The sequence below is a fragment of the Arthrobacter sp. 05T47 genome (genome assembly GCF_056395825.1).
This window is the reverse complement of the sequence record NZ_JBFTKG010000011.1, coordinates 37867-61171: the sequence shown is the minus strand read 5'-3', so window position 1 is coordinate 61171 and position 23305 is coordinate 37867. Positions and strand designations below refer to the sequence as shown.

The 23305-nt window shown below is 65.3% G+C and carries 18 protein-coding genes and 2 tRNA genes; 10 read left to right on the top strand and 10 right to left on the bottom strand.

Going from position 1 to position 23305, the window contains the following annotated elements; all coding sequences use genetic code 11:
• The first annotated feature begins 287 nt into the window (after nt 1-287).
• The 6 genes from gyrB to AC1DEY_RS10225 all read left to right on the top strand — a co-directional run bounded on the left by gyrB (nt 288) and on the right by AC1DEY_RS10225 (nt 6286).
• The gene (gene gyrB / locus AC1DEY_RS10250) at nt 288-2381 is read left to right on the top strand and encodes a DNA topoisomerase (ATP-hydrolyzing) subunit B (RefSeq protein WP_476867841.1); all 2094 of its coding nucleotides are present in this window, start codon (nt 288-290) and stop codon (nt 2379-2381) included.
• A 61-nt stretch (nt 2382-2442) separates the two neighbouring features.
• Nucleotides 2443-5157 (top strand): DNA gyrase subunit A, encoded by a 2715-nt coding sequence (gene gyrA, locus AC1DEY_RS10245; protein ID WP_476867840.1) that lies wholly within the window; start codon nt 2443-2445, stop codon nt 5155-5157.
• A complete protein-coding gene (locus AC1DEY_RS10240; protein ID WP_476867839.1) occupies nt 5154-5780 on the top strand; it encodes a DUF3566 domain-containing protein in 627 nt (208 codons plus the stop codon). The genes gyrA and AC1DEY_RS10240 overlap by 4 nt, the downstream gene beginning before the upstream one ends.
• A 98-nt stretch (nt 5781-5878) precedes the next feature.
• Nucleotides 5879-5952: transfer RNA gene (locus tag AC1DEY_RS10235), tRNA-Ile, on the top strand.
• 30 nt (nt 5953-5982) lie between these two features.
• Nucleotides 5983-6138 (top strand): DLW-39 family protein, encoded by a 156-nt coding sequence (locus tag AC1DEY_RS10230; RefSeq protein WP_476867838.1) that lies wholly within the window; start codon nt 5983-5985, stop codon nt 6136-6138.
• Nucleotides 6139-6210: 72 nt separating this feature from the next.
• Nucleotides 6211-6286: transfer RNA gene (locus AC1DEY_RS10225), tRNA-Ala, on the top strand.
• A gap of 103 nt (nt 6287-6389) precedes the next feature.
• Here AC1DEY_RS10225 and AC1DEY_RS10220 read toward each other — a convergent pair.
• Nucleotides 6390-6758, bottom strand: coding sequence for a cupin domain-containing protein (locus tag AC1DEY_RS10220; protein WP_441409159.1), 369 nt, complete (start codon nt 6756-6758; stop codon nt 6390-6392).
• Nucleotides 6759-6918: 160 nt separating this feature from the next.
• On the opposite strand from AC1DEY_RS10220, the gene AC1DEY_RS10215 reads away from it, so the two are divergent.
• A complete protein-coding gene (locus AC1DEY_RS10215) occupies nt 6919-7863 on the top strand; it encodes a DMT family transporter (RefSeq protein WP_476867902.1) in 945 nt (314 codons plus the stop codon).
• A 7-nt stretch (nt 7864-7870) separates the two neighbouring features.
• Here AC1DEY_RS10215 and AC1DEY_RS10210 read toward each other — a convergent pair whose 3' ends face one another.
• Together AC1DEY_RS10210 and AC1DEY_RS10205 are read right to left on the bottom strand one after the other, a co-directional pair.
• Nucleotides 7871-8713, bottom strand: a complete 843-nt coding sequence (locus tag AC1DEY_RS10210; protein WP_476867837.1) for a glycosyltransferase family 2 protein — start codon at nt 8711-8713, stop codon at nt 7871-7873.
• A gap of 219 nt (nt 8714-8932) precedes the next feature.
• Nucleotides 8933-9919 carry a hypothetical protein gene (locus AC1DEY_RS10205; protein WP_476867836.1) on the bottom strand — a complete coding sequence of 329 codons (987 nt, stop codon included), beginning with the start codon at nt 9917-9919 and terminating at the stop codon, nt 8933-8935.
• Nucleotides 9920-10074: 155 nt separating this feature from the next.
• Between AC1DEY_RS10205 and AC1DEY_RS10200 the strand changes: the two genes are divergently transcribed.
• Both AC1DEY_RS10200 and AC1DEY_RS10195 read left to right on the top strand, forming a co-directional pair.
• Nucleotides 10075-10620 carry a peptidylprolyl isomerase gene (locus tag AC1DEY_RS10200; protein ID WP_476867835.1) on the top strand — a complete coding sequence of 182 codons (546 nt, stop codon included), beginning with the start codon at nt 10075-10077 and terminating at the stop codon, nt 10618-10620.
• Between the two features lie 9 nt (nt 10621-10629).
• Nucleotides 10630-11499, top strand: coding sequence for a rhomboid family intramembrane serine protease (locus AC1DEY_RS10195; protein ID WP_476867834.1), 870 nt, complete (start codon nt 10630-10632; stop codon nt 11497-11499).
• 1090 nt (nt 11500-12589) lie between these two features.
• Here AC1DEY_RS10195 and AC1DEY_RS10190 read toward each other — a convergent pair.
• On the bottom strand, nt 12590-13195 hold the full coding sequence (locus tag AC1DEY_RS10190) for a DNA-3-methyladenine glycosylase I (protein WP_476867833.1): 606 nt from the start codon (nt 13193-13195) through the stop codon (nt 12590-12592).
• 183 nt (nt 13196-13378) lie between these two features.
• On the bottom strand, nt 13379-13633 hold the full coding sequence (locus AC1DEY_RS10185; RefSeq protein ID WP_390201411.1) for a cell division protein CrgA: 255 nt from the start codon (nt 13631-13633) through the stop codon (nt 13379-13381).
• A gap of 476 nt (nt 13634-14109) precedes the next feature.
• Here AC1DEY_RS10185 and AC1DEY_RS10180 point away from each other — a divergent pair, with 476 nt between their 5' ends.
• Nucleotides 14110-14751, top strand: coding sequence for an anthranilate synthase component II (locus tag AC1DEY_RS10180; RefSeq protein ID WP_028278232.1), 642 nt, complete (start codon nt 14110-14112; stop codon nt 14749-14751).
• Here the strand turns inward: AC1DEY_RS10180 and pknB are convergent.
• Genes pknB through AC1DEY_RS10155 form a run of 5 tightly spaced genes read right to left on the bottom strand, consistent with a single transcriptional unit; the run spans nt 14661 to nt 23303 of the window.
• Nucleotides 14661-16787 carry a Stk1 family PASTA domain-containing Ser/Thr kinase gene (gene pknB / locus AC1DEY_RS10175; RefSeq protein WP_476867832.1) on the bottom strand — a complete coding sequence of 709 codons (2127 nt, stop codon included), beginning with the start codon at nt 16785-16787 and terminating at the stop codon, nt 14661-14663. The genes AC1DEY_RS10180 and pknB overlap by 91 nt on opposite strands.
• Before the next feature lie 6 nt (nt 16788-16793).
• Nucleotides 16794-18635: a protein kinase domain-containing protein gene (locus AC1DEY_RS10170; protein ID WP_441409150.1), complete on the bottom strand. Its 1842-nt coding sequence runs from the start codon at nt 18633-18635 to the stop codon at nt 16794-16796.
• Nucleotides 18632-20089: a peptidoglycan D,D-transpeptidase FtsI family protein gene (locus AC1DEY_RS10165; protein ID WP_476867831.1), complete on the bottom strand. Its 1458-nt coding sequence runs from the start codon at nt 20087-20089 to the stop codon at nt 18632-18634. Before AC1DEY_RS10165 ends, AC1DEY_RS10170 begins: the two co-directional genes overlap by 4 nt.
• Entirely contained in the window at nt 20086-21531 is a 1446-nt protein-coding gene (locus AC1DEY_RS10160) for an FtsW/RodA/SpoVE family cell cycle protein (RefSeq protein ID WP_476867830.1), read from the bottom strand. The genes AC1DEY_RS10165 and AC1DEY_RS10160 overlap by 4 nt, the downstream gene beginning before the upstream one ends.
• Nucleotides 21528-23303 (bottom strand): PP2C family protein-serine/threonine phosphatase, encoded by a 1776-nt coding sequence (locus AC1DEY_RS10155; RefSeq protein WP_476867829.1) that lies wholly within the window; start codon nt 23301-23303, stop codon nt 21528-21530. The genes AC1DEY_RS10160 and AC1DEY_RS10155 overlap by 4 nt, the downstream gene beginning before the upstream one ends.
• Nucleotides 23304-23305: the final 2 nt, after the last annotated feature.

The following is a 23305-nucleotide window of genomic DNA, read 5'->3' as shown; positions in this document are numbered from 1 at the left end:
ATGCCTTGCAGGGGGAGCCAGCGGCCTCCCAGCGGCACTTTCCCGCCCGTTTRGGGCCCTGGAATGCGGGTTTGGGTCCTATAACACGATAGAATCGATGTAGATAACTGGGCGCCGGTGAAGCGTTGACTGAGTCCGTTTCCGACGCAATTTCGGCGTGCGGCGGACGGGATCCCAWGTCAGCGGAACACGCCGGCGCCGTCAGTGACGTGCCTGTTGGCAGGACCCTTTTCCACGGAAGAGGCAAGGGCCGGCCTTCAACGAACATAGAGGAGTCGAAAGCGCCTGTGGCTAACGACAATGCAGAGATCCCGGCAGTGGAAGACGTAGCGGAAGCGGTAGTGCCAGAGGCGGCGGCGTCGTCCGGGACCGCGACAACGCGCGAATACGGCGCCAGCGACATCACCGTACTTGAAGGCCTGGAAGCTGTCCGGAAACGTCCCGGCATGTACATCGGCTCCACCGGACCCCGCGGTTTGCACCACCTGGTCTACGAGGTGGTGGATAACTCGGTGGACGAGGCCCTGGCCGGCTACTGCACGCACATCGAGATCGTGCTGCAGGCCGACGGCGGGGTCAAGGTGGTCGACAACGGCCGCGGCATCCCCGTGGACATGCACCCCACCGAGCTCAAGCCCACGGTGGAGGTCGTCATGACGATCCTGCACGCCGGCGGCAAATTCGGCGGCGGCGGCTACGCCGTCTCCGGTGGCCTCCACGGYGTCGGCATCTCCGTGGTCAACGCGCTCTCCAGCCGTGTCGACACCGAGGTYCGCCGCCAGGGACAYGTCTGGCGGATGTCCTTCGCCGACGGCGGCAAGCCCCAGGGCGGTCTGGTCCAGGGCGAGGAGACSTCCGMGACCGGCACCACGCAGACGTTCTACCCGGACGCCAGCATTTTCGAGACCACCTATTTCGATTTCGAAACCCTGCGTGCCCGTTTCCAGCAGATGGCCTTCCTCAACAAGGGACTGCGCATCACGCTGACCGACGAGCGGAGCGMTCCGSMGGASCCGTCCGAGGACGACGACCTGGACCTGGACACCGTGCCCACCGAAGGTGAGGTCCCGGCGGAATTCCACACCGTGGTGTACCAGTACGACGACGGCYTGCTGGACTACGTCAAGCACCTGAACTCCGGCAAGAAGGTTGATGTGGTCCACGAGGACGTCATCGCCTTCGAGACCGAGGACACCGAACGGCACATTGCCCTGGAAATGGCGATGCAGTGGACCAACGCGTACTCCGAGAGCGTCCACACCTACGCCAACACGATCAACACGCACGAAGGTGGCACCCACGAAGAGGGCTTCCGCGCCGCGATGACCTCGCTCATCAACCGCTATGCGCGGGAGAAGAACATCATCAAGGAAAAGGAAGACAACCTCACCGGMGACGACATCCGCGAGGGMCTGACGGCTGTCATTTCCGTGAAGCTCTCCGAGCCACAGTTCGAGGGCCAGACCAAGACCAAGCTCGGYAACTCCGAGGTCAAGGGCTTTGTCCAGCGCGTGGTCACCGACGGGCTCGGCGACTGGCTCGAACGCAACCCCGGCCCCGCCCGGGACGTCATCCGCAAGGCCATCTCGGCAGCCCAGGCACGCATGGCCGCGCGGAAGGCCCGGGACAACGCCCGCCGCAAGAGCCCGCTGGAATCCTTCGGCATGCCCGGCAAGCTCTCTGACTGCTCCTCGAAGAACCCGGAACTGTGCGAGGTCTACATCGTGGAGGGTGACTCGGCCGGCGGTTCCGCCAAGCGAGGCCGSAACCCGGAGACCCAGGCCATCCTGCCGCTGCGCGGCAAGATCCTGAACGTGGAACGGGCCCGCCTGGACAAGGCGCTGGGCAATGCCGAGGTCCAGTCCATGATCACGGCCTTCGGCACCGGGATTGGCGAGGACTTCGACCTCGCCAAGCTGCGCTACCACAAGATCGTGCTCATGGCMGATGCCGACGTCGACGGCCAGCACATCACGACCCTGCTGATGACGCTGCTGTTCCGCTACATGCGCCCCCTGATCGAAAACGGCTACGTCTACCTGGCACAGCCGCCGCTGTACCGGATCAAGTGGTCCAATGCGCCGCACGATTACGTCTACAGCGACCGTGAACGTGACGCGAAGCTGCTCTCGGGCGCGGCCGCCGGCCGCCGTATTCCCAAGGACAACGGCATCCAGCGCTACAAGGGCCTCGGTGAAATGGACTACACGGAACTGTGGGACACCACCATGGACCCGGACCACCGGACCCTGCTGCAGGTCACGATGGACGATGCCCTGGCGGCGGACCAGATCTTCTCKGTCCTGATGGGCGAGGACGTTGAATCGCGCCGAAACTTCATTCAGCAGAACGCCAAGGACGTTCGGTTCCTGGACATCTAGCGGGMTTCCWCGCCCCGAATATGCCCGGACTGATATATACCTGAAACGGAAAATATAGACTATGAGTGACGAAACACCCGAGGTGCCGGCYGGCTCCGAGCCCGTCCTTGAAGGCGCCATCCTCGACGGCGACGTACTGACCGACCGCGTCGAGCAGGTGGACCTGCAGACCGAAATGCAGCGMTCCTACCTCGACTACGCCATGGCCGTGATCGTGGGCCGCGCCCTGCCGGATGTCCGCGACGGCCTCAAGCCCGTCCACCGCCGCGTGCTCTACGCGATGTTCGACGGCGGCTACCGCCCCGACCGCTCTTTCAACAAATGCGCCCGTGTGGTGGGCGAGGTCATGGGCCAGTACCACCCGCACGGTGACACCGCGATCTACGATGCCCTGGTCCGCCTGATCCAGGACTGGACCATGCGTTACCCGCTGGCRCTSGGMCAGGGCAACTTYGGTTCGCCCGGCAACGAYGGCGCKGCCGCCCCGCGRTACACCGARACCAAGATGGCCCCGCTSGCCATGGAAATGGTCCGGGACATCGACGAGGAAACCGTCGACTTCCAGGACAACTACGACGGCAAGAACCAGGAACCCACCATCCTGCCGGCGCGGTTCCCSAACCTGCTGGTCAACGGCTCCTCGGGCATCGCCGTCGGCATGGCCACCAACATTCCGCCGCACAACCTCCGCGAAGTAGCCGACGGCGTCCAGTGGTACCTCGCGAACCCGACGGCCACCCGCGAGGAACTGCTCGAAGAACTCCTCCTGCGCATCAAGGGACCGGACTTCCCGACCGGCGCCACGATCCTCGGCCACAAGGGCATCGAGGATGCCTACCGCACCGGCCGCGGTTCCATCACCATGCGCGCCGTGGTCAGCGTCGAGGAACTCCAGGGCCGCACATGCCTGGTGGTCACCGAGCTGCCCTACCAGGCAAACCCGGACAACCTGGCCATCAAGATCGCCGAACTGGTCAGGGACGGCAAGATTTCCGGCATCGCCGACCTCCGCGATGAGACCTCGGGCCGCACGGGCCAGCGCCTGGTGATTGTGCTCAAGCGCGACGCCGTGGCCAAGGTGGTGCTGAACAACCTCTACAAGCACACCCAGCTGCAGGACAACTTCGCCGCCAACATGCTCGCGATTGTCGACGGCGTGCCGCGCACGCTGAGCCTGGACGCGTTCATCCGGCACTGGGTCACGCACCAGATGGACGTCATTGCCCGCCGCACCCGGTACCGGCTGCGGAAGGCGGAGGAGGAAGCGCACATCCTCCGCGCCCTGCTCAAGGCGCTGGACATGCTCGACGAGGTCATCGCCCTSATCCGCGCCTCCAACACCACCSAGGCYGCMCGCGACGGSCTCATGSARCTSCTCGACATCGACGAGSTKCAGGCCAKSGCSATCCTGGACATGCAGCTGCGCCGGCTTGCSGCSCTGGAACGCCAGAAGATCCAGGACMRSCATGCCGAGCTYGAGGCCCTGATCGCCGAGTACAACTCGATCCTGGCCTCCGAAGAGCGCCAGCGCGAGATCATCAGCACCGAACTGGCCGAAATCGTCGCCAAGCACGGCGATGACCGCCGCACCAAGGTGCTCATGGGATTCGACGGCGACATGTCGATGGAGGACCTGATCCCCGAAGAGGAAATGGTGGTCACCATTACCCGCGGCGGATACGTCAAGCGCACCCGCAGCGACAACTACCGCTCCCAGCAGCGCGGCGGCAAGGGCATCAAGGGCGCCCAGCTGCGCGGCGACGACGTCGTCGAGCACTTCTTCGTCACCACCACGCACCACTGGCTGCTCTTCTTCACGAACCTCGGACGCGTCTACCGGGCCAAGGCCTACGAGCTCGCCGAAGCCGGACGYGACGCCAAGGGCCAGCACGTGGCCAACCTGCTGGCCTTCCAGCCGGATGAGCACATCGCCCAGGTGCTGGACCTTCGGGACTACCAGCACGCCCCGTACCTGGTGCTCGCCACCAAGCGCGGCCTGGTCAAGAAGACCCGGCTGGAGGACTACGACACCAACCGGTCCGCCGGCGTGATCGCGATCAACCTGCGCGACGGCGACGAACTCGTCTCGGCCCAGCTGGTCTCCGAAACCGACGACCTCATGCTGGTCTCCCGCAAGGGCCAGTCCGTCCGTTTCACCGCGACAGATGATGCGCTGCGCCCGATGGGCCGCGCCACCTCCGGTGTGACGGGCATGAAGTTCCGGGARGACGATGAACTGCTCGCGGCCGACGTYGTCAAGGACGGCTCGTTCGTCTTCATMGTCACCGAGGGYGGATTCGCCAAGCGGACCGCTGTGGAGGAATACCGGCTCCAGGGCCGCGGCGGTCTCGGCATCAAGGTCGGCAAGTAYCAGGAAGARCGCGGGCACCTYGTGGGCGCCCTMATTGTCCAGGAAGAGGACGAAGTCCTGGTGGTCATGGAGGGCGGCAAGGTGGTCCGCTCTTCGGTCACCGGTGTGCCGGCCAAGGGCCGCGACACCATGGGCGTGATCTTTGCCAAGCCGGACAAGAACGACCGCATCATCGCCGTTGCACGMAACAGCGAACGCGGGCTGGAAAGCGAGGACTTGGCCGACGGCGAAGCGGCGGGTGAGGACGCAGAAAATCGGGCTTCCTCGYCGGATGACGTAACGTTGGCTGAAGATGGCGGACAGCAGGACGAGTCCGCAACGGCAGAATCAGTACCGGCCCCGGAGTCAGATGAGTCATCAGGCAATGCCGAGCTGGACGAAGACAACACCGGAGGTAACGAGTGAGTAATTCCGACTCATATCCCAAGCCGAGCAGCGGCGCGCCGGGCGGGGTGCGGCAACCCRCCGCTGCGCCGCGCGTAGGCGCCCCCTCGCGTCCGCAGCAGCGCCCCGGCGTGTCCGGCGCAGCCAACGGAACGGGACAGCGTCCCCCCGCCCCCGGCCAGCGCCCCACGGTCCCCGGACAACGCCCCGCTGTTCCGGGCCAGCGCCCCGCCCAGGCGGGCGGMCAGGGCGGGCTGATCAAGCCGGCACCCAAGGCCAAGGTGCGCCGTGCCAGGCTGCTGGTCAGCAAGGTGGACCCCTGGTCCGTGCTGAAGATGGCCTTCCTGCTCTCTGTGGCCCTGGGCATCGTCACCGTCGTGGCGGCGATCGTGCTCTGGACCGTMCTGGACCTGACCGGGATCTTTGACCAGGTGGACAGCCTGCTGGGGACCCTCGCCGGCTCCGAGGGCGGCGGYTTTGAATTGAAGAAGGTGGCWTCCCTGGGACAGGTGGCGTCCTTCGCGACCATCATCGCSGTGATCAACGTGGTGCTGCTSACCGCCCTGTCGATGCTTTCCGCGGTGCTGTACAACATTGCCGCGACGCTCGTGGGCGGCATYGGCGTGACCCTCACGGACGACTAATTCCCGTACTTTTCCCCGGAATTCCGCGGGAAAAAGCCTCGATTTGAGATCGGGCCGGGATGTGCTGTACAGTCATATCTCGGCCCGATGAGGCATCGGGGCGTATAGCTCAGGCGGTTAGAGCGCTTCGCTGATAACGAAGAGGTCCCAGGTTCAAGTCCTGGTACGCCCACGGAACCTGTACTGGTTCTGGCAGAGGTTAGTGAAGGTTCGTCGAAGACTGAACCGGAACGGGGTGCATGTGAAGAAGTTGCTGGTTATCGCAGCCACGGTCGCAGGCGTCCTCCTCTACAGGAAAGTGCAGGAATCCGAAGCCCGGAAAGTGATCTGGAGCAATTCAACCGATACGGTTGAMTAGCCCGGAGCCTGGGGMTGGACGCTGGAGATCAGCGCTCCGGTCCTARGGTATGATTGACGGGTTGCTTCTTATGGGGGCATGGCGCAATTGGTAGCGCACCTGCTTTGCAAGCAGGGGGTTCGGGGTTCGAGTCCCCGTGCCTCCACCATAGRAWAAGCCCCGGACCGCGGAAACGCGGTCCGGGGCTTTTTGCATGCCATTTTAGTCTGCGCTGTTTGCATGCGCGGCGGGCACGGCAGGAGCCTGTCCCCTCACTCCTTCGGTTTGGCGTAGTCGGCCATCCCTTGCCAGTCGATGTACACATACGGCTCGTCGCCGAGCACCCAGGCGTCATGCCCCGGCGGGATGACGCCGAAGTCGCCGGGACCRAATTCGAGTTCTTCGCCGTCGTCCATGACCACCTTGATGCGGCCGGAAATCGTGTACCCGATGTGGCTGGCCATGCAGCTGTCCGTCTTGGCGATCGGCTTGACGTGATCCGACCATTTCCAGCCCGGAAGGAACGTGGCCCGCCCAACGGGGCCGGAGTCGAGGTTGACGAGGTCCACCCGGCCCATGCCTTGGGCTACAGGACGTGATTCTTCTGGTTCGTCCAGGCTCTTGCGAATCATTGACGCCATGATGGTCTCCTTCTTCGATAWTGGCGAGATCGGGATGTGAGACCGCGACTTAAGGTTGGCACCGGGCCATACGCCGGTCAAGGCATAGGCACAGCTATSGGCACGGCATAGGTCCAGRCCGCGGTAAGGGCGCCGAGGTCCGTCCCATTAGTGTTGGAGCGTGAACTTCTTCCTCGCRGCCGTAGGYGTACTKGGCGTGGCGTCCTCCGGGCCYCTCATCGCCGCCACACTGGGTGCCACATCGGTCAGCGCCCTCGCCATTGCCTTCTGGCGCAACGCCATTGGAGCAGTCGTGATGGCYGGCCCGGTGGTGGTCCGCAATCCGCGYCAGTTCACAAGCGTCACCGGAGCCGAGTTCCGCTGGTCGCTCGCCGCGGCGGYGGCCCTGGCCCTGCACTTTGCCTGCTTCATCACCTCCCTGCAGTTGACGTCGGTCGCGGCGGCGACGGCACTKGTGTGCCTGCAGTCCGGCTGGATCGCGATCTTCCAGCTCTTCCGGGGAGTCCGGCTCCGCTGGCCGGTCCTGGTRGGGCTGGGGCTCGCTTTCGGCGGTGTCGTGACGATCACCGGGTTTGATATGGGCACCTCGCCCGGGGCGCTCGTGGGCGATCTCCTGGCGGTCGCCGGCGGAGCCCTGGCGGGCATCTACACGCTCGCGGGAGGCAAGGCGCGGCAGAGCATGGGCACCRGCGTCTACACCACCCTGTGYTACGGCATGTGCGCCGCGATTGTGGCGGTCCTGGCGCTGTTCGTWGGGGCGCCGCTGGCAGGGTTCGAATCCGGCGGCTGGCTGGGAATCCTGGCCATCACTGTGTGCGCACAGCTGGTGGGGCACACAGCCTTCAACCACTTGCTGGCGACCATGAGCCCGCTGCTCGTCTCCATGATCATCCTGCTGGAAATACCGGGCGCSGCGCTCCTGGCCGCGGCGTTCCTGGGCGAGACGCTGCCGGCCGGAACCTACGCCGGACTGGCGATGATCCTGGTGGSGCTCGCCGTCGTKCTSCTGGGCCAGCGSGGCTCAGGYTCCGCCAGGGGCGCKGCAAAGGGGCGCACAGCSGAGGGGGCCGGTCCGGAGCGGCTGGCGGAGCTCGGCACCGACTARGCCGCTGTTATTGGCCGCCGCGGCGGGCYGGCTGGGCAGTGTTGACCGTGTGGATGGCGCGGAGCAGTTTCGCCGGGAAATARACCGAGAAGAAGACAACCATGGGTGCCTTCAAGGCCATCTTCTTGACGTTGTGAGCCTTGTACGTGCGGTCAAAGCGCGTCACGTAGTACCGGTAGTCCCGCGGCGAGTCCTCCAGCCGCCGGGCTGACATCCCCGAGACCATCTGCGGCCAGTACTGGATCCGGAGCTCGTGCTCGGCCAAATGCAGCGACAGATCAATGTCCTCGTGCATCTCGTCCCGCTCGTCCCGGCAGGATTCTGCACGGATGGCTTCCCAGGCAGAGCGGCGGAGCGCCATGTTGGAGCCGAAAAGAAAGTGATACTGGTGCTTGGCCAGCCTGAGCATCAGCTGGCGCATCCTGTCGTCTGCTTTGAGCCCGAACCGGCGCARGGGCATGTCGTAGTAGACCACCGGGCCGGTCGCAGCGTGGACGGATTCGTCRGCGAACGCTTCCTGGACTTGCTCCACCCAGTCCGGTTCCAGCACCGAATCGGCGTCGATCCTGCCGAGGATATCGCCGGTGGCATGGTCCAGACCMAAATTGCGCGTCGGGATGAGCCCCTGCTCACGGTCCTGGCTGAGCAGGATGATCGGACTCTCCGGGTACTCCAGCTGCATCTGCCGCACGATCTCCGCCGTGCGGTCCYTGGACATGTTGTCCACGACRATGATTTCGTGGGCTGGCACTGACTGGTAGACCGCGGCGATCAGGCACTGCCGGATGACGCTTTCCTCGTTGTACGCCGGGATCACAACAGATACAGCCGGCGGCGCAACAACGAGCATGGCATCCTGGGGTGATCTATGGGGTGACATCACCACAAACTTAGCACCTAGCCTGCCGTTTGAAGCCGGACGGCGGCGCGGCGACGGGYAYKSCGGATGAACAAAAGGAGGGATCCCGCCCGGTGGCGGAATCCCTCCCTGGGAGAGTTGCAGGGCACCTGCCGGCAGCCGRTCGGCCCTTGGCAGGGCCCCGTCGCGGCCGGCAGGTGCCAGCCGGAATTACTTGGCCGGCTTGTCGGTGCCGTTGTTCAGGCTGGYCGCGATGTTGCGAACGGCCGTCTTGGCATCGGTGGCAACCTTGGCAGCGGCGTCCGCGGCGGTGCCGGCAGCATCCTTGGCCGCCTCCGTGGCCTTGTCCGCGGCAGCAGCCACGGAACCGGCTGCATCCTTGGAAGCATCGGCCGCGGAGTCCGCWGCAKCRRCKGCTGCGGAGCCGGCCTTGTCGGCGGCGTCCTTCAGCGTTTCGCCGGCAGGGGTGGCCGCAGGGGCCGGCGTTACCGGCGTCGGTACCTTCCACGGGTCCTCCACCGGCCGGGACGCCTTCCAAGCGGCGACGCCGGCGGCAACTGCGGCAGCGATGACGGCGAAAATCAGCAGGCCGCGGTGCTTGGGYTTCTGCTGCTTGGCKAGCTTGGCATTCGCGGTCTTGCTGACCTCGTTGGCGGCCGCCTTGATGTTCTTTCCGGCCTTCTTTGCGTGTCCCTTGGCAGTCTCGGCCTGCGCCTGGACGGTGTGGACCACGCCGGAATCAACAAGCTTCTGTGCAACGGCGTCCACGTGGGCCGGGGCATTTTCCAGTGTGCGGTGGACAACCACGGARGCCTGCCCGATCTGGTCGGAAAGCCTGGGAAGATACTCGACAACCACCCGGTCGCGTGCGTTGAGGATCACCGGTGCWGCCTTGTCCACAGCGTCGTGCARSCGCGGAGGGGTGCTTTCCGCGACCTCATGGATCTTCGGCGCAAGCTGGGCCAGGCCATCCTGAAGGCGCGGGGTAACCGTGGCAACGCTGCCGGCCAGATTGTGGGCCGCCGACTTGAGCCCCTCCTGGATCTTGGGAGAGGCGGTATCCAGCCCGTGCTGCAGGCGGGGAACAGCCCAATTCACGGCAGCCTCAACCCKCGGSGATGCCCAATCCTTGGCGCTGTCTACTCCAGTGYTGACTGACTGCTCCAGGTCACGGGCAATACGATCCGTTTTCTTCACAACTACCTCCCGATTAATGTGACGGTYCTGCTGTTAGCCTACGTGTCTAGGAACGCACCGGCTATTCTTCAGACCGATTTCCAGTGGATTTCACCCAGCGCGGAACTGACTGTGCGGCCCTATACGGGCAGAGCCGTCATGGAAGAATAGGCCCTATGACTGCCAACGCAACAGCAAAAGCCACCATCCACACGAGCCTCGGCGACATCGTCGTCAACCTYTACGGCAACCACGCGCCGAAGACSGTCGACAACTTCGTCGGGCTGGCCACCGGTGAGAAGGCCTGGACCCACCCGGAATCGGGCGAGGACAAGACCGGCACGCCGCTCTACAACGGCACSATCTTCCACCGCATCATCAAAGACTTCATGATCCAGGCCGGCGATCCCCTGGGCCGCGGCACGGGCGGRCCGGGCTACAAGTTCGACGACGAAATCCACCCGGAACTGACGTTCAACGAGCCCTACAAGCTGGCCATGGCCAACGCCGGTGTCCAGATGGGCCGCGGCACCAACGGTTCGCAGTTCTTTATCACCACCATCCCCACCGGCTGGCTGCAGGGCAAGCACAGCATCTTCGGTGAAGTTGCAGATGACGAATCCAAGAAGGTCGTCGACGCGATCGAGGGCGTCCGCACCGGCATGGGCGACCGYCCCGTCGAGGATGTCACCATCAACAGCATTGACATCGAAAAGCTCTAGCACCACATCATGAGCTACGGAATTCCGGCGGCTGAGCCGTCCGCGGAGGTCCCGGTATGCCCCAGGCACCCGGACCGGCCCGCCTATGTGCGCTGCCAGCGGTGCGGGCGCCCGGCGTGCCCCGACTGCCAGCGGGCGGCCGCCGTCGGATTCCAATGCGTTGACTGTGTCAACGAAACCAAGCGCACGACGCCGGCCGTCAGGACCGTCTACGGYGGCGCCGTCACCGCCGGCAAGCCSGTSGTCACTTACGTGATCATCGGRCTGTGCGCCCTTGTCTATGCATTGCAATGGATYGTTCCCAATGACGGGATCTATCAGCAACTGGCCTAYGCGCCMGCCCTGACGGACAGTGAACCYTGGCGGATGCTCACCTCGGCGTTCCTGCACTCACAGGGATTCCTGCTCCACATTGTGCTGAACATGTACACGTTGTGGATCTTCGGCCAGATCCTTGAGCCGCTGCTCGGCCACGCCCGCTTCCTCGCGATCTACCTGCTCTCGGCCGTCGGCGGCTCGGCGGGCTTCCTCCTGCTGACCCCGGTTTATCCCCTGAACGGCCCCGTGGGCCTCGTCGGCGCCTCCGGCGCCATCTTCGGACTGTTCGGCGCCCTGCTGGTGGTCCAGCGTCAACGCGGCGGAGACGTKCGCCAACTCCTGGTCCTGATAGCCATCAACGGCGTCGTCGGCTTCATGGTCCCCCAGATCGCCTGGCAGGCCCACCTCGGCGGCCTCGTCACCGGTGCGCTGAGTGCCGCTGTCATCGCCTACACCCCSCGCGGCCCCCGGCAGASCCTGCTGCAGGCCATCGGCCTCGTCGGAGTCCTTGCCGTTGTGATCGTCGCGTCTGTCGTCCGAATGGCCGGCGCCGCCGTCTAGCCCGCTCCTGGAGCTCTCCTCTGCGAGATGTTYCCAGCATGATATTTCCAGCCGCAGTCTGCTGCCTGGGACCCCTCACCCTCCCCTTGGTTCCCACGGGGTGTGCTCCCTTTTGCGTGCAAACCCCTGGCCTGGCCCCAGCGCCCCAACCCACAGGTGTAGGTTCCAGGGTTTTCCACAAGGGTTATCCACATTGTTAATAACTTACAAGCGTGTAGTTCATGCCCCCATCCCCGATCTGACAGCCCGGGCTGGCGATTTTGCAGCGCACGGGCGGGGCTGCCGGCTCGATCTCCACACCTGTGGATAACTTCTGTGGGTTGGCCTGTGAGTAAGTGGAAAACTTCAGGCGCTGAGGCTGAAAAGTTTCACAGTCTGGCGTGATCGTCCGTCGTCTTTTCGTGGCTCCCGGCCGTGCAGGCTTCGACGCACTGTCCTTGGCGGCCCGCCCTTTGCACTCTGCCCTTTGCACCCCGCCACCGCATTGGCGTCCTGCGGGCACAACCCTGACGACACAGCGGACTTGCGCCTGCCTGGGGCTGGAGTGCGCCCATACAGGCTGTGCTTGCTGCATGGGTGTGCAGCGGAGCCCGCCTGTGTTTCAACAGGGTTATTCACAGTGTTAATAACTTGATGGTCCAAGTGTCACCGAGAATCAAACCCGCCTAGGGCGGCACAGCAGGGTTCGCTGCCGYTMAAMCCCGGATGTTATCCCCARCTGTGGATAACGTGTGGGTAGTGRAGTGTTATTAAGTGGAYAACTTCCCCGGYGCCTTTCCTGCCCTGCCAGGCCGCTCCGTTCGGGGCCGGGCCTGMCCYCAGAGCGGCGCCCGGGGCCMAACACCAGCCCGATGGCCGGTCAGCGGGACTTGTCCACAGGCAATCCACACTGTTAATAACTTACAGCSCTGTAATTCAACCCCTGRCGGGAATGCCGCCGYCGCCTGTGCGCCCCGMCATGGCCGTCGAACGGGCCCGGAACGCGCGGCTGGAGSGAAACTTATGAACAGTGTGGATAAGTTTCCCCAGACTTGTGCACAGCTGTGGATAAAGGCGAGRGCGGCGAAACCGCCGTGCCGTCRYGCGGGCGTCAGTGCTGCCAGACTCCAGAAGTGCCGCGCCGGTGGCTGTCCACCAAATGGGTGTCCACCATTCCAATAGCCTCCATGAGGGCGAACATCGTGGTGGGCCCGACGAACGCGAAGCCCTTCTTGCGCAGCGCCTTGGAAAGGGCCACGGACTCGGCCGAGGTGGTGGGGACTTCGTCSAGGGAACTGGGGCGCGGTGTTGTGGACGGCTGGAAGGACCACACGAAGTCAACCAGGCCGCCGTCGTCCCTCATCGCCAGAGTGGCCCGGGCGTTGGTGATGGTTGCCTGTATCTTCAACCGGTTCCGGACGATTCCGGCATCGAGCATGAGCCGTTCGACATCGGCGTCCGTGAAGAGGGCGACCAGTTCCGGGTCGAAGTCCTTGAAGGCGGCRCGGAATGCGGGCCTCTTGCGCAGGATCGTCGCCCAGGACAAGCCCGCCTGGAACCCCTCGAGGCTGATCCGTTCGTAGAGGCCCTGCTCATCCCGGACGGGCATGCCCCACTCCGTGTCGTAGTACTCACGCAGCATGGGATCCACGGATGCCCACACGGGCCGTGCCAGTCCGTCGTCGCCTATTGTTGAGCCGTTTACTGCCGGGGTCATCTGGAATCCTTCGCTGGGGTAAAGCCTCTCCCAGCATTATCGGTCACAAAGACCTCGCCGGTCGGCGCCGGACGRCCGGMCGCSGGAGCRCCGGGAACGCCGGGAGCAGCGCCGGTTTAACGCTGACGGGCCGGCACACAGTGTGTGCCGGCCCGTCAGGGAAWTGCGTCGCTGGGACTTGGTTCAGGAACGCCAGCGTGTGGTCATCAGGAAGCCGATGATCGCGATGCCGAAACCGGCCACGATGTTCCACGAGGCCCATGCCTGCACCGGGAAGGCGCCCTCGGTGATGTAGAACGTGATAATCCACAGCAGGCCAATGATCATCAAGCCAAACATGACGGGCTTGAACCAGACCGGGTTGGGCTTGTAGGCCTGCGCAGCAGAAGTCTGCGGCGCYACACGGGCAGTCCTCTTACGCGGCTTCGACTCGGGCACTGATCCTCCTTGGCGGGCTGGAACAAGAGCGGCAGCGTTGCTTGATATCCTGCAGGAACTGAGCCCCGGCGGCCAACACGCTCTTGGTCGAGTTTGAATTCTTTTGTCGCACAATTCTAGCTGTAGTTCAGGCCGCACCGTCGGACCCCGCATCCGCCCCCAAGGAGAACCCGCACTGCCCCGGGACCGGATCTACGTCCAGACCCGCGAAGGCTATTATGTCTACGTGTTCAGGAACAGCCTGATAGTCCTCTCCTCGCGGACGGATGTGCTGTTGACGGTGCCGACGCGGCCGGGGGCGGCTGATGGATGTATGCCTGGCTTTTCCGCCGCCTTACCGGCCCCTTGCGGCTCAAGATTGCGACTGCGCTGGTGCTGGCGGCCGGAGCACTGGTATTGATGGTTCAGTTCCTTTTTCCCTGGCTGGCGCAATTCACCCAGTTAACAGATTCAACGATTGGTTCAGCAAAGCACCCATGAGCACAACCAAGATCTTGGTCGTAGACAACTACGACAGCTTTGTCTACACCCTGGTGGGCTATCTCCAGGAGCTCGGTGCGGAGACCACCGTGGTCCGCAACGACGACGTCACGCTCGCCGAGGCGATCGAAATGGCCGAGGCACGCGACGGGGTCCTCATCTCTCCCGGTCCGGGGAACCCTGCAGGGGCCGGGGTCTGCATTGAGCTGATCAAGTGGTGCGGCAGCCATGACAAACCCATGCTGGGAGTGTGTCTTGGCCACCAGGCGCTGGCAGAGGCCTACGGCGGAACGGTCACGCACGCTCCCGAGCTGATGCACGGCAAGACCTCGCTGGTTGAACACCACGGAACCAGTGTGTTTGCCGGGCTCCCCTCGCCCCTCACGGCCACGAGGTACCATTCACTGGCCGCTGTCCGGGAGAGCATCCCGGAGGTCCTGGAGATCACCGCGGAAACGGGCACRGGTGTTGTGATGGGCCTGCAGCACCGCACCGCGCCGCTGTGCGGTGTGCAGTTCCACCCGGAGTCTGTCCTGACCGAGGGCGGCTAYCAGATGCTGGGCAACTGGCTTGAGTCGCTCGGCATGGCCGGCGCCGCCGAACGGGCAGCGGACCTAAGCCCGCTCATCAAGCACTGAKCCAGTAGATACAGCACAGCCGGCGCARCGGTAGGAGGCCCKGCCGCGCAGCCCCGCCCGGAYYAGGGGAACAGCCCGCCCAGGACCGCKTCCTCCTTGGACGTGGTCTTGCTCGGAGTCGGCGTGGGAGATGGCGGGGGCGGCGGTGCAGGTGCCTTCGCCACCGTCACSGTGATGGTYTTGCCCTGCTCCACGAGCGAATCCGCGGCGTCGGCCTGGCCRGTGACCTTTCCCGGWCCKACCTGCGAATTTTCCACCTCTGTGGCGTTGAGCTTCAGCCCYTGCTCYTTCAGCTTGGCCTCGGCYTCCGYCAGCGGCAGGCCGATCACCTGCGGCACCGCAACCTTTCCGGTGGACACGACGATTTCRACGGCRTCGGCTACGGCCACYACCTGGCCCGGGGCCGGATTCGTGGTGATGACGATGCCGACCGGGACCGTGGGGTTGTTGGACATCTTGGTGRTGAGRGAACCGGTCAGTCCCGTTTGGTGCAGGAGATCGCGGGCCGCCGCCTCCGTCCGGCCGGGCAGGTCGGTGGGRATGGTGATGGCGCTGGGCCCCTCGGAAATGTTCAGGATGATGTCCGAGTTGGCGTCCATCGAGCTTCCCGACGTCGGCACCGTACCGATGGCGGTGCCCTTCGGKATGGTCTGGTGCTGCAGCCGGCTGAGTTGCGGCTTGAACCCGGCGTTGTAGAGCCTTTGCAGGGCCTCTGATTCCGTCAAGGACGTCACGGTGGGCACCAGGACCTTGGTTGCCTGCGGCGGGGCCTGGTTGGTGAGGCTGTATAGCCACAGACCGCCCCCGGCCAGCACCAGCAGTGTAAGGACCACCAACGTCGCGATCCAGGTGCGGCGGCGGGACTTTTGGCCCGGCGTGTGGTCGCGTTCGGCCGGCAGCGCCAAGGGCAGGCTTCCGGTGTCCGCGGTGCCATACAGCTCGGTGTCGGCGGGTAGCAGGAACGGATCCTCGTCCGGTGCTTCTTCCTCCGCGGGCCGCAGCCTGCCGCCGGGGGTATCGTCGAGGAACTTGGCCCCGGTCAGGGAGAAKACCGACGTGGGTGYCGAAGCGTCGTGCCGGGGAACGGCGTTCGTGGGGTCKGTAGGGGCCTCACTGGCGGTCGGCGCGGCCACGGGGACCCCGCTGCGGGCGGCCCGCAGGGCACGGCGGAAAGCGGCTGCGTCCTGGAACCGGTCCGCCCGGTTCTTCTGCAGGGCCTTCATCAGCACACTGTCCAGCGCCGCGGAGACTTCAGGGTTGAGGCTGCTGGCCGGTTCGGGGATCTCACGGACGTGCTGGTACGCCACGGAGACCGGGCTGTCCCCAATAAAGGGGGGCCGGCCGGTCAGCATTTCATACAGGAGGCATCCGGCGGAGTAGAGATCGCTGCGCGCGTCAACGGCCTCGCCCCGCGCCTGTTCCGGGGACAGGTACTGGGCGGTACCMACCACGGCCTGCGTCTGCGTCATRGTGGCCGACGAGTCAGCGATGGCACGGGCGATCCCGAAGTCCATGACCTTGATGCTGTTCGAATCCGGGCAGAACATYACGTTGGCGGGCTTGATGTCGCGGTGCACAATCCCRGCCTTGTGGCTGTAATCCAGCGCGGAAAGCACGCCCAGCGTGAAATCGATCGACTGGTCGATCGTGACGTCCTTGGCCCTGACCATGTCCCGGATGGTYTTGCCGGAAACGTATTCCATCACGATGTACGGCACCCGGACGCTGTCGTCGTGGTCACCGGGGACCGCRTGGTCCCCGGTGTCGAAGACAGCCACAATCGAGTGATGGTTGAGCGCGGCGACAGCCTGGGCCTCGCGCTTGAACCGTGCCTGGAACTGGGGATCCCTCGCCAGGTCCGGACGAAGCAGCTTGACGGCGACAGTGCGTCCCAGCCTCGTGTCGACGCCGCGGAACACGTCCGCCATGCCGCCTCGGCCGATCAGTTCACCCAGCTCATAGCGCCCACTGAGGACGCGCTGCGTGTTCACAGGGCGATCCTCCCTGTGCGACGGTGTGCGGGGTGTATTGCTCATGATTGCTTAGGGTCCGGACTTGGTAGGGGAAGGAGTTGTGGCCGAGGCCTTGGCGAGATGATAGGTCACGACGCTGCCGGAGGCCACCTTGCTCCCCGAAGGAGGCTCCGAGCTTACGAAAGTGCCCGGATCTTCGTTCTTGTTCGTGGGACTGACGTCGGCTCCCTTGGCCCAGCGAAGCCCGGCATTCTGGATGGCCTGCTGGACCTCACCCTCGCTTGCGCCGGCCTTGATGGACGGAACGGAAACCATTTCCGGGCCCTTGGAGTAGCTCACGGTGATGGTGGTCCCRGGCTGGACCGGACCGGACGGGTCAATATTGGTGACCGTGCCAGGTGTCGCGTCGTTGACCACCTCGGCGCCGGTGACTTGCAAGCCCTTGCCGATCAGCTCATTGCGGACCTCGTTGTACGGCCGCCCAAGGTAGGCGTCMGGGATCAGGTTGATGGCAGCCGGCGTGGACTCCGTGGGTGTCGCGGAGCTGGCGCTGGGAGTTGGAGTCTCCGACGGCGACGCGGASGACGCCGTCGGRGTGGCGCTGCTCGGCCTCGCGGAGGTGGAGATGGCGCCGGTCGTGGCCGGTGCCTGCGARGGGAAGAGATTGCCGGCCTGGCTCAGCACCACACCGGCGAGCACGAACACGACCAGCAGGATCAGGGCAATCAGAGGCCAGGTCCACGGGCTTCGGCCGCGGCGCTTCGGCGCCTCCTCCGGCTCGTCGTCGTAGTCTTCCTGTTCCTCATCCTGCGCCCAGCTGCGCTCGGCCGCCAGGGCATCTGCGCGGTTGAGCGCGTTGCGCGCGCCGTAGCCACTGGCGGCGGCAGCACCGGCCGCCAGGCCAGCCGCCGCACCCGCGCCGGCCGCGCCGACGACGGGCAGCGCAGACGTTGCCGACCTCGACTTGTCCTCCGCGGCGCTGGAACCGATGACGCTGGTYGCTGCCGTGGGGACATCCACGGGGGCCGTGATGGGTCCGGTGGCCGCCTCGAAGAGCARCATGCCCGGCACKGCCGCGTGCGCGGCGGGGATGTCACCGTTGCGGATGGCCTCGGCTGCCTCGGACAGCTTGATGGCGTCAGCCGGGCGGTTCTTCGGATCCTTGGCCAGCATGGACATCAGCAGGGCGCGGACGGGCCTGGGCAGTGTGTCAGGCAGCGGCGGCGGCGCGTCGTTGACCTGGGCCAGGGCGATGGCGATCTGGGATTCCCCGGAGAACGGCCGGTGGCCCGTGAGGCACTCGTAGCCGATCACGCCAAGGGAGTAGATGTCCGAGGCTCCGGTGGCGGTCTGGCCCGTGGCCTGTTCCGGTGCCAGGTACTGGGCGGTGCCCATGACCTGTCCGGTCTGGGTCAGCGGAACCTGGTCGGCCAGGCGGGCGATGCCGAAGTCGGTGACCTTGACCCGGCCGTCCGGGGTGATGAGCAGGTTCCCGGGTTTRATGTCGCGGTGCACGAGGCCCTGGGCGTGGGCGACGGCCAGGGCACGGGCTGTCTGCGCGATCATCGAGAGGGTCCGGTCSGGGGAMAGCACCTGCTCGTGCTCGATGATGCTGCTCARCGGCTGCCCCGGAACCAGTTCCATGACGAGGTAGGCAGAACCCTCCTCTTCGCCGTAGTCGAAGACGTTGGCGATGCCCACGTGGTTCAGGAGTGCGGTATGSCGGGCCTCGGCGCGGAAGCGCTGCAGGAATCCGGGATCACCCGTGTATTCCTCCTTGAGCACCTTGATGGCGACRATGCGGCCAAGGATCAGGTCTTTGGCTTTCCAGACTTCTCCCATGCCGCCGATCGCTATGCGCGTGGTCAGCTGGAATCTGCCGCCGAGGGTGATTCCCGAAGTAGGCCTCACTTATTCAACACCGCCTCAAAAATCTTCTTCGCGTTCGGACTGGTTAGGTTTGCGCCWGTGGTGATGTCTACGCCTTCCATGACGATGGTGACAGCCACTTGCGGGTCATTTGCCGGGGCAAACCCGGTAAACCATGAGTTGTTCAGGCCGTTGCCGAGTTCGGCGGTACCGGTCTTGCCGGCCACCTGCACCCCGGGCACGGCYGCCCTCTTGGCGATGCCGTCGTCGACGACGCTGACCATCCACTCGTTGATCTGCCGTGCGATCTCCGGGCTCGTGGCGGTGCGCAGGGCCTGGGGCTTYGGCTCGCTGATCGCCCGRAGGTCCGGCGCGCGGACGGCCTTGATCAGGTTCGGCTGCATCTGCACACCGTCGTTGGCGATCGCGGCCGTCATCGTGTTGATCTGCAGSGGTGTGGCGCGGACGTCGCGCTGCCCGATCGAGGACTGCGCCAGTCCGGCCTCGTCCAGCGGCTCGGTCGGGAAGAAGCTCGGCGCGCTGTCCAGCTTGAGTTGGCCGCCGAAGTCCTGGCCGAAGCCGAATTTCTCCGCCTGGTCGGCGATGGACTTCTGTCCCAGGTCCCGGGCGATGCTGGCGAACGGGGTGTTGCAGGACTGCTGCAGGGCAAAGGCGAACGACGCCGTGCTGCGGGTGTAGCAGTTTCCTCCCGCGTAGTTGGGGAGCTTGTAGTCGATGCCCGGGAACGACATTTCCGCCGGGTTGGGCAGGACGCTGTCCTTGTTGTACTTGCCCGAGTTGAGCGCCGCGGCCGTGTCGATGAGTTTGAACACCGAGCCGGGCGCCAGCAATGCGCCCGTGGGTCCGCTGACGTTCTGGTTCAGGTTGATCCCGGGAACCTGGTTCAGCTGGKTGTAGTTGGCCTGTTCGGCAGCTGCATCCTGGGTGGCAATCAGGTTGGGGTCATAGGAGGGYTTGGAGACCATGGCCAGGATTGCGCCGGTCTTCGGGTTGGTCACCACGATGGACCCGCGCTGGCCGTCCGGAATCAGGTCGTAGGCMAGCTTCTGGATCTTGGGGTCCAGKGTCAGCTCCACGGACGCTCCCTTGGGCTGGTTGCCGAGGAACAACTGGCCCACGCGGTCCAGGAACTGCTGGTCCGAGCTGCCGGCCAGCTCATCGTTCATCGACTTCTCAAGCCCGGTGAGGCCGTAGTTCTTCGAGAAGTAACCGGTGATGCCGGCGTAGAGCTCAGGCTGGGAGTAGGTCCGCTGGAATTTGCAGCTCTCCGTGGCAGGCACGGACTCGGCCACCGGGGTGCCGCCGACAATGATTGCGCCGCGGTCGTTGCAGTAATTCTGCAAGATGGCGCGCCTGTTCCAGGCGTTGGCTTTGAGCTCGTCGGCGCCAACCACCTGTACATAGCTGAGCGCGCCGAAGACCAGCACGAACATCGCGATCGCGGCGATCCATGAATTGCGGATGGCCTGGTTCACAGCTGTTTCACCGCCTCAGTGGGTGCGTCGGGACTGGTTTGGGGGGCAGGTGCCGGTTTGGACGGAATTGCGGGGAGTTTCCTGCCGGCGTCTGTTCCCTGGCCGGGCGGCAGCGGCGTCGTGTCCACCGGACCTCGTGCAGAGTGCGAAATCATCAGCAGCAAGCCCACAATGATCCAGTTCGCCAGGAGCGAGGACCCGCCGGCGGCGAGGAACGGTGTGGTGAGTCCGGTCAGCGGGATCAGTCGGGTCACGCCGCCGATCACCACGAAGCACTGCAGCGCGATCGCGAAGGAGAGCCCGGTSGCGAGCAGCTTGCCGAACGCGTCGCGGGTGCCCAGCGCGGCGCGGAAGCCCCGGGTGAACAGCAGCAGGTACATCAGCACGATCGCGAAGACGCCGATCAGCCCGAGTTCTTCACCGAAGGAGGCGATGATCATGTCGCTGTTGGCGAAGGGGACAAGGTTCGGGCGGCCYTGGCCCAGGCCGGTRCCGACCAGGCCGCCGTTGGCCATGCCGAACAGGCCYTCGACAATTTGGAGGCTGCCGCCGAACTCCCGGCCGTAGACCTCAGGGGTGAAGGCGTTGAGCCAGCCGTCGATCCGGAGGGCCACGTGCGAGAACGCTTTGGCTGCCACGAAGCCGCCCACCACAATCAGGACGAGGCCGATGATGACCCAGCTGATGCGGCTCGTGGCGACATAGATCATGGCGAGAAACAGGCCGAAGAACAGGATCGAGGTGCCGAGGTCGCGCTGGAAGACCAGCACGCCGATGCTCACGAGCCAGGCGGTGATCATGGGGCCCATGTCCTTGAACCGCGGGAACTGCAGCGGGCCGATCTTGCGGCCGGCSAGCAGGATCAGGTCCCGGTTCGAGGACAGGTACCCGGCGAAGAAGATGGCCAGCGTRATCTTGGCKATTTCKCCCGGCTGGAAGGTGCTGGACCCGATCTTGATCCAGACGCTGGCGCCCAGGACTTCTCCGGCCGAAATGCCGGGAACGAGCGGCAGGATAAGGAGGACGGCGCTGACGGCCAGCGAAATGTAGGTGAAGCGCCGTAGGATCCGGTGATCCTTGAGGAACCARATGACCGCGATCGCGACCGCCATGGCCACGACTGTCCAGCGCAGTTGGTTATTTCCGGTGTCCTCGCCCACCCGGTCTAGCCGGTGGATCATGGCCAGGCCCAGTCCGTTGAGGGCCACCACAAGSGGAAGTATTACCGGATCKGCATATTTCGCGCGGATCCGCAGCACRACRTGGAAGGCGAGGGCGGCTGCTGCCAGCAGGCTGGACTGGAACCAGAAGTCGGTGTCGAACGCTTTCTGCCGGTCCACACCCACGAGGGCCTGGGCGCCGATCCCAACCGCGAGGGCCAGCACCAGAAGGACCAGCTCCACGTTTCGTCTTGGCTTGGGCACGGGGTCGATGGCTGTCATTTGGCCCCCTCGCAATTCGTAGTCGGGGTGRCGGACGGCGACGGCTTGGCCGTTCCAGGGGAGGCCGTGGAACCTGGCGTCGCCGCGGGACTTGGCGTGGCTGTGGCGCCCGGGGATGGCGTGRTGCCGGTGGCTGTTGCCGTTGGCGATGCCGTGAGGCACTCATCGGCCGGGGCGGTGGTGCCAGTGCGCTCGAGATTCTTGACGATCCGCTGCGCGTCGTAGAGATCTCKGGCGGGCACGGTCTGACGAACGCGCTGCTGGGAAAATTCGGGAAGATCGGACATCTTGATATCGGTCACCGCTTCAAGGGTGGAAAGCTGGATGGGCCCAAGGCGCTGGGAKACGCCGTTGAAGATGGCCACATGTTGATCGTGCTCGCCGATGTAGTAGCGGGTCTGGGTCCAGGCGTAGCCAAGCCACAGTCCGATGCCCAGCAGTGCGACAATCGCGGCGGCGATGGACACCGTGAGCCATCGGCGCGGGCGGCCGGTGGGCCTGTCCTCTTCAGTGTCCTCGCGGGCCTGTTCCGAYTTGTGCGTCAGGACGGTGGCCGCGCGCCGGGCGACGGTGCGTCCGGCGATTGAAGGAATGGACCCCGAATCCGCTGCTGCCGCGGCGGCCCCGACGAGTTCGTGCGGGCGGGAGGAGAGTTCTTCACGCAGGACTTCGGCCGAGAGGTGTTCGCCCAGGTGCGGGTCGGTGGTGGTCTCAGGCTCTTTGTTTTCGGCAGCCTTCTCGGAGGCACCRGCCGGCGTGCCGTCGGCCGGAATSCCGGGGAYAGGTTTGGCGGAYGYCTGGGGCGTCGCAGCCCCGGAAGAAGCTCCGGCGGCACTGCCGGCGTCKTCCGGCTTTCCCGGCCCGGGGGACTTCGCGGCACCAATCGTGCTGCCGGTCGGCGGTGCGGCCGATGCCGCGGGCGACGATGCCGCCGCTGCCGCCGCTGCCGGCGCGGGGATGACGTCGACGGCGGCGGTCCGGACGTCGTCGCGCGTCTCTTCGGCGATGTCGAGCACCACCACAGTGACGTTGTCCGGGGCACCGGCCTCCAGGGTCAGGTCGATCAGSACCTCGGCGCATTCCGCGAGGTYCTTCGTCTCCCGYACSGTGCGTTCCACGACGTGGCCGGCYACGTAGTTCAGGCCGTCCGAGCACAGGAGCCAGCGTTCCCCGGCGTGGACGTCCAGTGTGTCAAGGTCCAGCTCCGGGCTGGCATCGACGTCCCCCAGCACGCGCATGAGGACGTTCTTGTGCGGATGCGTTTCGGCCTCTTCGGGGCGCAGCCGGCCYTCGTCGATCAGCCGCTGGACAAAGGTGTGGTCGATGCTGACCTGTTCAAACTCGCCATCGCGSAGGCGGTAGGCSCGKGAGTCGCCGATGTGGGCGAAGTGGAGCTTGCCYTCRGCGAGCAGCAGCGCYGTGACCGTGGTGCCCATCCCTGCCAGTTTGGGATTGACATGCACCAGCTCGGACAGCAGGGAGTTGGCCGTTTGGATCTCGTCCGCRAGGACGGTGCCCGCGTCGCCGTCGTAGTCGTCATGATCCAGGTGGATCATGTCCAGAACGGTCGCGGCGGAGGCGACGTCACCGCCGGCGTGGCCGCCCATGCCGTCGGCAACGACGGCGAGGTGCCGGCCMACGTAGGCGGAGTCGTCATTCTTGGCACGCACTCGGCCGACGTCTGATCGCGCGGCATAACGCATGATGAGCGGCCGCTTSGGGGMAGTTGTTTTGCCTTCGGCCCTGTCTGCGGGAATATCCGGGGCAGCCATGG